The sequence below is a fragment of the Allobosea sp. 67-29 genome (assembly GCF_001898115.1).
In the GTDB taxonomy this organism is placed as follows: Bacteria; Pseudomonadota; Alphaproteobacteria; order Rhizobiales; family Beijerinckiaceae; genus Allobosea.
In genome coordinates this window covers 585319-593949 of record NZ_MKSQ01000007.1, presented here as the reverse complement: position 1 = coordinate 593949, position 8631 = coordinate 585319, and the positions used below count along the sequence as shown (strand labels likewise).

The 8631-nt window shown below is 65.5% G+C and carries 17 protein-coding genes; all 17 read left to right on the top strand.

All coding sequences use genetic code 11. The features are described from left to right. Positions 1–429, top strand: a 429-nt coding sequence (gene rpsC, locus BGO20_RS06580; RefSeq protein ID WP_299857085.1) for a 30S ribosomal protein S3, incomplete at its 5' end; no start/stop codon positions are given. Positions 430–447: 18 nt separating this feature from the next. Continuing rightward, positions 448–861, top strand: coding sequence for a 50S ribosomal protein L16 (rplP, locus tag BGO20_RS06575; RefSeq protein ID WP_291661763.1), 414 nt, complete (start codon positions 448–450; stop codon positions 859–861). An 11-nt stretch (positions 862–872) separates the two neighbouring features. After that, positions 873–1085, top strand: coding sequence for a 50S ribosomal protein L29 (gene rpmC / locus BGO20_RS06570; RefSeq protein WP_158443403.1), 213 nt, complete (start codon positions 873–875; stop codon positions 1083–1085). A gap of 10 nt (positions 1086–1095) precedes the next feature. Continuing rightward, positions 1096–1338, top strand: a complete 243-nt coding sequence (gene rpsQ, locus BGO20_RS06565) for a 30S ribosomal protein S17 (protein ID WP_291661764.1) — start codon at positions 1096–1098, stop codon at positions 1336–1338. A gap of 208 nt (positions 1339–1546) precedes the next feature. Then, positions 1547–1915, top strand: coding sequence for a 50S ribosomal protein L14 (gene rplN, locus BGO20_RS06560; RefSeq protein ID WP_089175051.1), 369 nt, complete (start codon positions 1547–1549; stop codon positions 1913–1915). After that, positions 1915–2232 carry a 50S ribosomal protein L24 gene (gene rplX / locus BGO20_RS06555; protein ID WP_199085554.1) on the top strand — a complete coding sequence of 106 codons (318 nt, stop codon included), beginning with the start codon at positions 1915–1917 and terminating at the stop codon, positions 2230–2232. The genes rplN and rplX overlap by 1 nt, the downstream gene beginning before the upstream one ends. Continuing rightward, positions 2225–2791: a 50S ribosomal protein L5 gene (rplE, locus tag BGO20_RS06550; RefSeq protein WP_291661767.1), complete on the top strand. Its 567-nt coding sequence runs from the start codon at positions 2225–2227 to the stop codon at positions 2789–2791. Before rplX ends, rplE begins: the two co-directional genes overlap by 8 nt. Positions 2792–2826: 35 nt before the next feature. Next, positions 2827–3132 (top strand): 30S ribosomal protein S14, encoded by a 306-nt coding sequence (rpsN, locus tag BGO20_RS06545; protein ID WP_055730189.1) that lies wholly within the window; start codon positions 2827–2829, stop codon positions 3130–3132. 14 nt (positions 3133–3146) lie between these two features. Next, a complete protein-coding gene (rpsH, locus tag BGO20_RS06540) occupies positions 3147–3545 on the top strand; it encodes a 30S ribosomal protein S8 (protein WP_089175054.1) in 399 nt (132 codons plus the stop codon). Positions 3546–3580: 35 nt separating this feature from the next. Next, positions 3581–4114 carry a 50S ribosomal protein L6 gene (gene rplF / locus BGO20_RS06535; protein ID WP_291661769.1) on the top strand — a complete coding sequence of 178 codons (534 nt, stop codon included), beginning with the start codon at positions 3581–3583 and terminating at the stop codon, positions 4112–4114. A gap of 5 nt (positions 4115–4119) precedes the next feature. Further along, a complete protein-coding gene (gene rplR / locus BGO20_RS06530; RefSeq protein WP_291661770.1) occupies positions 4120–4482 on the top strand; it encodes a 50S ribosomal protein L18 in 363 nt (120 codons plus the stop codon). Between the two features lie 146 nt (positions 4483–4628). Further along, positions 4629–5192: a 30S ribosomal protein S5 gene (rpsE, locus tag BGO20_RS06525; RefSeq protein WP_089175057.1), complete on the top strand. Its 564-nt coding sequence runs from the start codon at positions 4629–4631 to the stop codon at positions 5190–5192. 10 nt (positions 5193–5202) lie between these two features. Next, entirely contained in the window at positions 5203–5397 is a 195-nt protein-coding gene (rpmD, locus tag BGO20_RS06520; protein WP_291661771.1) for a 50S ribosomal protein L30, read from the top strand. 12 nt (positions 5398–5409) lie between these two features. Then, positions 5410–5886, top strand: coding sequence for a 50S ribosomal protein L15 (gene rplO, locus BGO20_RS06515; RefSeq protein ID WP_291661772.1), 477 nt, complete (start codon positions 5410–5412; stop codon positions 5884–5886). Between the two features lie 153 nt (positions 5887–6039). Continuing rightward, a complete protein-coding gene (secY, locus tag BGO20_RS06510) occupies positions 6040–7380 on the top strand; it encodes a preprotein translocase subunit SecY (RefSeq protein ID WP_291661773.1) in 1341 nt (446 codons plus the stop codon). Position 7381: 1 nt separating this feature from the next. After that, the gene (locus tag BGO20_RS06505) at positions 7382–7975 is read left to right on the top strand and encodes an adenylate kinase (protein ID WP_291661774.1); all 594 of its coding nucleotides are present in this window, start codon (positions 7382–7384) and stop codon (positions 7973–7975) included. Positions 7976–8223: 248 nt separating this feature from the next. Next, positions 8224–8592, top strand: coding sequence for a 30S ribosomal protein S13 (gene rpsM, locus BGO20_RS06500; RefSeq protein ID WP_291661775.1), 369 nt, complete (start codon positions 8224–8226; stop codon positions 8590–8592). Positions 8593–8631 lie beyond the last annotated feature (39 nt).

Below are 8631 nucleotides of genomic sequence, written 5' to 3'. Positions count from 1 at the left end.
AACATCGTCGAGGTGCGCAAGCCCGAGATCGACGCGACGCTCGTCGCCGACTCGATCGCCCAGCAGCTCGAGCGCCGCGTCGCCTTCCGTCGCGCCATGAAGCGCGCCGTGCAGTCGGCGATGCGTCTCGGCGCCGAGGGCATCCGCATCAACTGCTCGGGCCGCCTCGGCGGCGCCGAGATCGCCCGCCTCGAATGGTATCGCGAGGGCCGTGTGCCGCTGCACACGCTGCGCGCCGACGTCGATTACGGCGTGGCGACCGCCTTCACGACCTACGGGACGTGCGGCATCAAGGTCTGGATCTTCAAGGGCGAGATCCTGGAACACGACCCGATGGCCCAGGACAAGCGCCTCTCCGACGAGGGCGGCCGTTCCGGCGGCCGTGATCGCGATCACCGCGATCGCGATCGTCGCGAGCAGGCTGCGTAAGGCTGATCGAGAAGAGCCATGCTGCAACCAAAACGCACCAAGTTCCGCAAGCAGTTCAAGGGACGCATCCACGGCGTCGCCAAGGGCGGCACGGACCTCAACTTCGGCCAGTTCGGCCTGAAGGCCCAGGAGCCGGAGCGGGTCACCGCCCGGCAGATCGAGGCCGCCCGCCGTGCCATCACCCGCGCGATGAAGCGTGTTGGCCGCGTCTGGATCCGCGTGTTCCCCGACGTGCCGGTCTCGGCCAAGCCGACCGAAGTCCGCATGGGTAAGGGCAAGGGTTCGCCCGAATTCTGGGCTGCCAAGGTCAAGCCGGGGCGGATCATGTTCGAGCTCGACGGCGTGTCCGAGGAGATCGCCCGCGAGGCGCTCCGCCTCGGCGCGGCCAAGCTGCCGATCAAGACCCGCTTCATCCAGCGCATCGCCGAGTAAGGGAGGGCGAGATGAAAACCACCAAGCGTCTGTCCGACCTCACCGCGATGAGCACGGACCAGCTCCAGGACGAACTGCTCAAGCTGAAGAAGGAGCAGTTCAACCTGCGCTTCCAGAAGGCGACGGGCCAGCTCGAGAATACCGCGCGCGTCACCGAGGTGCGCAAGGACATCGCCCGTATCAAGACGCTGCAGCGGTCGAAGACCGTCGCGGCGAGCGCGTGAGGAGAGAATAATGCCTAAGCGCGTACTGCAGGGCGTCGTCGTCAGCGACAAGCAGAACAAAACTGTTGTGGTCAAGGTCGAGCGGCGTTATACGCACCCGCTCCTCAAGAAGACGGTTCGCCGCACGAAGAACTATCACGCCCACAACGAGGCGGGTTCGTTCAAGGTCGGCGACACGGTGTGGATCGAGGAGTCCAAGCCGATTTCCAAGCTGAAAAGCTGGGTTGTACTCGACGACGCCCCCAAGGCGTAAGTCGGGAACGGCTTCGCCCGGCCCCGAATCACGGGGCAGGGCGGGGCGGAAAGAAGCCGGACATGTTTCTCCGCAAAGGTGGAAGCCACCGTTGCGGATCGTGTTTTGTTTTGAGGCCAGGGGGCGATCGACCCCCGTCAGTCGTAGTCCCGGCCAGCGCTGAGGCCGTCCGGGAAACCGCCTGATACCACTAGGAAGGATCAAGGCCATGATCCAGGTGCAGACGAATCTCGACGTCGCCGACAACTCCGGCGCGCGTCGTGTGATGTGCATCAAGGTTCTCGGCGGGTCGAAGCGCAAGTACGCCGGTGTCGGCGACATCATCGTCGTTTCGATCAAGGAAGCTATCCCGCGCGGCCGCGTGAAGAAAGGCGACGTCATGAAGGCGGTCGTCGTGCGCACCGCCAAGGACGTCAAGCGCCCCGACGGCTCGGTGATCCGTTTCGACCGCAATGCGGCCGTGCTGATCAACAACCAGAAGGAGCCGGTCGGCACCCGTATCTTCGGACCGGTTCCGCGCGAGCTGCGCGCCAAGAACCACATGAAGATCATCTCGCTGGCGCCGGAGGTGCTGTGATGGCTGCGAAGATCAAGAAGGGCGACAAGGTCGTCGTGCTCGCCGGCCGCGACAAGGGCAAGACCGGCGAAGTGCTGCAGGTGCTCCCGAAGGATGCCCGCGCCGTCGTGCGTGGCGTCAATCTGGTGAAGCGCCACACCAAGCAGTCCCCGCAGTCCGAGGGCGGCATCATCAGCAAGGAAGCGACGATCGACCTGTCGAACATTGCCGTCGCCGATCCCAAGGACGGCAAGGCGACCCGCGTCGGTTTCAAGGTGCTCGATGACGGCCGCAAGGTTCGTTTCGCCAAGCGTTCGGGGGATCTGATCGATGGCTGAAGCTCAGCAGGCGGCTCTCTCGCCGCGCATGAAGAAGCATTACGAGGACGTCGTCCGTCCCGCGATGATCAAGGAATTCGGCTACAAGAACGCCATGGAAGTGCCGACGATCGAGAAGATCGTCATCAACATGGGTGTTGGCGAGGCGACGGCGGACCGCAAGAAGGTCGACAACGCCGCGGGCGATCTCGCCCTCATCGCCGGCCAGAAGCCGATCATCACCAAGTCCCGCCTGGCCATCGCCGGCTTCAAGCTGCGCGAGAACATGCCGGTGGGCTGCAAGGTCACGCTGCGCAAGACGCGGATGTACGAGTTCGTCGACCGGCTCGTCACCATCGCGCTTCCGCGGGTGCGCGACTTCCGGGGCCTGAACCCGAAGTCGTTCGACGGGCGCGGCAATTTCGCGCTCGGGATCAAGGAGCACATCGTGTTCCCCGAGATCAACTACGACAAGGTCGACCAGGTCCTGGGCATGGACGTGATCGTCTGCACGACTGCGAAGTCGGACGACGAGGCGCGCGCCCTGCTCAAGCACTTCAACTTCCCGTTCCGGCAGTGAACTGACCGTTCAAACGCGGAAACCAGGAGAGATCGATGGCTAAGAAAAGCTCCGTCGAGAACAACGAGCGCCGCAGGAAGCTGGTGAAGAAATTCGCCGGCCGCCGGGCTCGTCTGCTCGCAATCGCCAATGACGACAACCAGCCGATGGACGAGCGCTTCCTCGCTCGCCTGAAGCTCGCCGAGCTGCCGCGCAACTCGGCCAAGAACCGCATCCGCAACCGTTGCGAGGTGACCGGCCGTCCGCGTGCGTTCTACCGCAAGCTGAAGATGTCGCGTGTCGCGCTGCGTGAGCTCGGCAACAAGGGGCTGGTTCCCGGCCTCGTGAAGTCGAGCTGGTAAGGAGGACAGGAACAATGGCAGTCATTGATCCGCTCGGCGATCTGCTGACCCGCATCCGCAATGCGCAGATGCGCCGCAAGTCGCGCGTGTCCACCCCCGGCTCGAAGCTGCGGGCCCGCGTGCTCGACGTGCTTCAGACCGAGGGCTACATCCGCGGCTACTCGACGACCGAGTTCGGCAACGGCCGGACCGAGTTCGACATCGAGCTGAAGTATCACGAGGGTCAGCCGGTCATCCGGTCGATCTCCCGTGTCTCGAAGCCCGGCCGCCGCGTCTATTCGTCGGTCGAGACCATGCCGCGCGTGGCCGACGGCCTCGGCGTGACCATCGTCTCGACGCCGAAGGGCGTGATGGCCGACCATGTGGCCCGCGAGCAGAACGTGGGCGGCGAAGTGCTCTGCCGGGTCTTCTGACCCGTCAGGCGCCGCTCATCTTCAGGAGAGATCCAATGTCTCGTATCGGTAAGAAGCCGGTTCCGGTTCCCGCGGGCGTCACCGCCTCGGTCACCGGCCAGCTCGTCAAGGTCAAGGGCTCGAAGGGCGAGCTTTCCTTCGAGGTGCCCGAGGACGTCTCGGTCGCCATGGAGGACGGCGCGATCGCGGTGCAGCCGCGTTCGCAGTCGAAGCGCGCCCGCGCGCTCTGGGGCACCTCGCGTGCCCGCATCAACAACCTCGTGATCGGCACCACCGCCGGTTTCGAGAAGCGCCTCGAGATCAACGGCGTCGGCTATCGCGCCGCCGTGAACGGCAAGGTGCTGAAGCTGTCGCTCGGCTACAGCCACGACATCGACTACGACATCCCGGCCGGCATCGCGATCACGACGCCGAAGCCGACGGAGATCGTCGTCGCCGGCATCGACAAGCAGGTCGTCGGGCAGATCGCCGCGGAGATCCGCGAGTATCGCGGCCCCGAGCCCTACAAGGGCAAGGGCGTCAAGTACGCCGGCGAATTCATCTTCCGCAAGGAAGGCAAGAAGAAGTAAGCGCCATGAGCAAGCAGAACGACAACACTGCGCGCCGCAAGGCCCGCGTTCGCCGCGCGATCAAGGCGGTTGCCAATGGTCGCCCGCGCCTGTCGGTGCACCGCACCGGCAAGCAGATCTACGCCCAGGTCATCGACGACGTGAAGGGGGTCACCCTCGCTTCGGCCTCGACGCTGGACAAGGACCTGCGCAAGGACATCAAGTCCGGCGCGAATGTCGAGTCCGCCGCCCAGATCGGCAAGATCGTCGCCGAGCGCGCGGTCAAGGCCGGCGTGACGGAGGTGGTCTTCGACCGCGGTCCCTATATGTACCATGGCCGCGTCAAGGCGCTGGCCGATGCGGCCCGCGAGGGCGGCCTCAGCTTCTGAGGTTTTCGGATTTCGCCCGTCCGGTGCGCGAGCGCCAGGCGGGCGAAACCCGTTTCCAAGCTTCCCCGGGCAATGACGCACGGGGTTAGGCTCGAGCGAGCGGCGGGGCTTCGATCCTCGTCCGCGCAAGTAAGAGGACTCAACACATGGCTAGAGAGCCGCGTGAGCGTCGGGATAGCGAAGAGCGCGATTCCGAATTCGTGGACAAGCTCGTCCACATCAACCGCGTCGCCAAGGTGGTGAAGGGCGGACGTCGCTTCGGCTTCGCCGCGCTCGTCGTCGTCGGCGACCAGAAGGGCCGCGTCGGCTTCGGCCACGGCAAGGCCCGTGAAGTTCCCGAGGCGATCCGCAAGGCGACGGAAGCCGCCAAGCGCGGCCTCGTCCGCATCCCGCTGCGCGAGGGCCGTACCCTCCATCACGACGTGCAGGGCCGCCATGGCGCCGGCAAGGTCGTGCTGCGCGCCGCTCCGGCCGGTACCGGCATCATCGCCGGCGGCCCGATGCGCGCCGTCTTCGAGGCGGTCGGCATGCAGGACGTCGTGTCCAAGTCGCTCGGCTCCTCCAACCCGTACAACCTCGTGCGCGCCACCTTCGACGCGCTGAAGAACGAGGACAGCCCGCGCTCGGTCGCGGCCCGTCGCTCGCTCAAGGTTTCGGCCCTGCAGACCCGCCGCCGCGACGCCGGCGCGGATGCGGCCGCGGAAGCGTGAGGAGGCATCGATGGCAAAGTCTGAGAAGACCGTCACCGTCGAGCAGATCGGCTCCCCGATCCGCCGCGACGCCACCCAGCGCCAGACCCTGATCGGTCTCGGCCTGAACAAGATTCGCCGCCGCTCGACCCTCCAGGACACCCCCGCGGTGCGTGGCATGGTCGAGAAGGTCAAGCACCTCGTGCGCGTCGTCGACGCGAAGTGAGGAGGCAGACACATGAAACTCAACGAGATTCGTGACAACGAAGGCGCGGCCAAGTCGCGCATCCGCGTCGGCCGCGGCATCGGCTCCGGCAAGGGCAAGACCGGCGGACGTGGCGTCAAGGGCCAGAAGGCCCGCGCCGGCGTGGCGGTCAAGGGCTTCGAAGGCGGCCAGATGCCGCTCTATCGGCGCCTGCCGAAGCGCGGCTTCGTCAACCTCTTCGCCAAGGAGCTGAACGAGGTGAACCTCGGCCGCATCCAGGAGGCCGTCGAGGCGGGCAAGCTCGATGCCAAGGGCGCCGTCACCGTCGAGGCGCTCGTCGCCGCCGGCGTGATCACGCGCCAGGCCAAGGACGGCGTCAAGATCCTCGGCAATGGCGAGCTCAAGACCAAGCTCGCCTTCGAGGTCGCCGGCGCTTCCAAGTCGGCCGTCGCGGCGATCGAGAAGGCCGGCGGTTCGGTCAAGATCCTGGCCGCCGCTTCACAGGCGTGACCAGAACGCCTACATGACGTTCGCGAACGGCGGCCGGGCCATGCGCCTTGGCCGCCGTTCGACTGTTTGACGCACAGTACGCCCCTGAAAATCGCACCGCGACTTCGGCAGACGGCGTGCTTCAATATCGACTGAGACCCAGGGATCCGACGCATGGCATCGGCGGCTGAACAGCTAGCGGCAAACCTCAATTTCGGGGCGCTCGCCAAGGCGGACGAACTCAAGAAGCGCATCTGGTTCACGCTCGGTGCGCTGCTGGTCTATCGGTTGGGGACCTATATCCCGCTGCCGGGGATCAATCCCGATGCGGTGACCGACCTGTTCCGCCAGCAGGGCCAGGCCGGCGTGCTGGGCCTGTTCAACATGTTTTCAGGCGGCGCCGTCGGCCGGCTGGCGATCTTCGCGCTGGCGATCATGCCTTACATTTCGGCCTCGATCATCGTGCAGCTGCTTTCCAGCGTCATTCCGAGCTTCGAGGCGCTGAAGAAGGAAGGCGAGCAGGGCCGCAAGATCCTCAACCAGTACACCCGCTACCTCACGCTGGTTCTGGCGGTGTTCCAGGCCTATGCGATCGGCGTGGGTCTGCAAGGTTCGGGCAATCTCGTGCTGGAGCCGGGGCCGTTCTTCCTGCTCTCGACCACGATCACGCTGGTTGGCGGCACGATGTTCCTGCTCTGGCTCGGCGAGCAGATCACCAGCCGTGGCATCGGCAACGGCACCTCGATGATCATCTTTGCGGGCATCATCGCCGAATTTCCGGCGCAGCTCGCCCAGACCCTCGAGCTCGGCCGGCAAGGTGCGATCTCGACCGGGCTTCTGCTCGGCATCCTTGTGATGGCGATCTGCGTCATCGCCTTCTGCGTGTTCATGGAGCGCGCCCAGCGGCGCCTGCTGATCAACTACCCGAAGCGCCAGGTCGGCAACCGCATGTATGAGGGCCAGACCTCGTTCCTGCCGCTGAAGCTCAACACCTCGGGCGTCATCCCGCCGATCTTCGCCTCTTCGCTGCTGCTGCTGCCGACCACGATCGCCAGCTTCTCGCAGGCGCAGGGCGGCACCGGCATCCTCTCGACGATCGCGACCTATCTCGCCCATGGCCGGCCGCTGTTCATGGTGCTCTATGCGGCGCTGATCATCTTCTTCTGCTTCTTCTACACGGCGATCGTGTTCAACCCGGTCGAGACGGCGGACAACCTCAAGAAGCATGGCGGCTTCATGCCGGGCATCCGTCCCGGCGAGCGGACGGCCGAGCATATCGACCGCATCCTGACCCGGATCACCGTGCTCGGCGCAGGCTATCTGACCATCGTCTGCCTTATCCCCGAGTTCATGATCACCTATGCTCAGATTCCGATCATCCTCCTGGGCGGCACCTCGCTGCTCATCGTGGTGACGACGACGATGGATACCGTGGCCCAGGTCCACGGGCACCTGCTGGCCCATCAGTACGAGGGGCTGGTCAAGAAGGCCAAATTGCGAGGAGCGCGGAGATAAGATGCGGTTGATTTTCCTGGGGCCGCCGGGGGCGGGCAAAGGCACTCAGGCGGCGCGCATCGTCGCGAAGCATGGCATTCCGCAACTCTCCACCGGCGACATGCTGCGCGCAGCCGTCGCCGCCGGTACGCCGGTCGGCCAGCAGGCCAAGGCCGTGATGGACGCAGGCGGACTGGTCTCGGACGAGATCGTCATCGGCATCGTCGCCGACCGGATCGAGGAGCCGGACGCCAAGAAGGGCTTCATCCTCGACGGCTTCCCGCGGACGCTGGCGCAGGCCGAAGCCCTGGACAAGATGCTGGAAGGCAAGGGCCTGAAGCTCGACGCGGTGCTCGAGCTCAAGGTCGACCAGTCGAAGCTTGTCGATCGCATCGTCCGCCGCGCCGAGGAGGCGAGGGCGGCCGGCCAGCCGGTACGCAAGGATGACGATCCGGAGGTCTTCAAGACCCGGCTGGAGGCGTATAATCGCGATACCGCGATCGTGGCGCCCTATTACGCCAAGCGCGGCCAGCTGACTGAGATCGACGGCATGCATCCGATCGATGCGGTCTCGGCGGCGATCGAGAGTGCACTGTCAGAAACAGTGCGCGGCTAGAGCGAAGCTCTTCGCCAGCTCGTTGGCATGAATCTTGGGTTGCATGGGTTGACTCCTGCAGCCCGAGTCGCTAACGAGCCGCTATCCGGTTTCATGGGAGCGATGCCGTTACCTTCGCAAGAAGGGGCGACGTCGCGTTCTCGCGTGGAATCGTTCGACATCCTGCATGAGCCGGCCTCCACCGGACGCGGGATTTTTCCCACCGCCGGGGTGCCATCGGGCGCTTCGGCCGACATGGAGATGAGGTCATGGCTCGTATCGCGGGCGTCAACATTCCCACCGGCAAGCGCGTCGTCATCGGCCTGCAGTACATCCACGGCATTGGCGCGGCCAAGGCCCAGGAGATCGTCGAGAAGGTCGGCATCGCGCCGGAGCGCCGCGTCAACCAGCTGACCGACGCCGAGGTCCTCCAGATCCGCGAGGCGATCGACCGGGACTACCTCGTCGAGGGCGATCTGCGCCGCGAGGTCTCGATGAACATCAAGCGCTTGATGGATCTCGGCTGCTATCGCGGCCTGCGCCATCGCCGCTCGCTGCCGGTCCGCGGCCAGCGCACGCACACCAACGCCCGCACCCGCAAGGGCAAGGCGAAGCCGATCGCCGGCAAGAAGAAGTGATTTCGGCGGGCCGGTTCTCCGGCCCGCTGCTTTGCGCCG

What these genes read in the sequence shown, in the direction of transcription:
- rplN (WP_089175051.1), top strand. Translation starts at nt 1,547, where the DNA reads ATGATCCAGGTGCAGACGAATCTCGACGTCGCCGACAACTCCGGCGCG.
- rpmC (WP_158443403.1), top strand. Translation starts at nt 873, where the DNA reads ATGAAAACCACCAAGCGTCTGTCCGACCTCACCGCGATGAGCACGGAC.
- rpsM (WP_291661775.1), top strand. Translation starts at nt 8,224, where the DNA reads ATGGCTCGTATCGCGGGCGTCAACATTCCCACCGGCAAGCGCGTCGTC.
- rpsE (WP_089175057.1), top strand. Translation starts at nt 4,629, where the DNA reads ATGGCTAGAGAGCCGCGTGAGCGTCGGGATAGCGAAGAGCGCGATTCC.
- rplP (WP_291661763.1), top strand. Translation starts at nt 448, where the DNA reads ATGCTGCAACCAAAACGCACCAAGTTCCGCAAGCAGTTCAAGGGACGC.
- rplE (WP_291661767.1), top strand. Translation starts at nt 2,225, where the DNA reads ATGGCTGAAGCTCAGCAGGCGGCTCTCTCGCCGCGCATGAAGAAGCAT.
- rplR (WP_291661770.1), top strand. Translation starts at nt 4,120, where the DNA reads ATGAGCAAGCAGAACGACAACACTGCGCGCCGCAAGGCCCGCGTTCGC.
- BGO20_RS06505 (WP_291661774.1), top strand. Translation starts at nt 7,382, where the DNA reads ATGCGGTTGATTTTCCTGGGGCCGCCGGGGGCGGGCAAAGGCACTCAG.
- rplX (WP_199085554.1), top strand. Translation starts at nt 1,915, where the DNA reads ATGGCTGCGAAGATCAAGAAGGGCGACAAGGTCGTCGTGCTCGCCGGC.
- rplO (WP_291661772.1), top strand. Translation starts at nt 5,410, where the DNA reads ATGAAACTCAACGAGATTCGTGACAACGAAGGCGCGGCCAAGTCGCGC.
- rplF (WP_291661769.1), top strand. Translation starts at nt 3,581, where the DNA reads ATGTCTCGTATCGGTAAGAAGCCGGTTCCGGTTCCCGCGGGCGTCACC.
- rpsH (WP_089175054.1), top strand. Translation starts at nt 3,147, where the DNA reads ATGGCAGTCATTGATCCGCTCGGCGATCTGCTGACCCGCATCCGCAAT.
- rpmD (WP_291661771.1), top strand. Translation starts at nt 5,203, where the DNA reads ATGGCAAAGTCTGAGAAGACCGTCACCGTCGAGCAGATCGGCTCCCCG.
- rpsQ (WP_291661764.1), top strand. Translation starts at nt 1,096, where the DNA reads ATGCCTAAGCGCGTACTGCAGGGCGTCGTCGTCAGCGACAAGCAGAAC.
- secY (WP_291661773.1), top strand. Translation starts at nt 6,040, where the DNA reads ATGGCATCGGCGGCTGAACAGCTAGCGGCAAACCTCAATTTCGGGGCG.
- rpsN (WP_055730189.1), top strand. Translation starts at nt 2,827, where the DNA reads ATGGCTAAGAAAAGCTCCGTCGAGAACAACGAGCGCCGCAGGAAGCTG.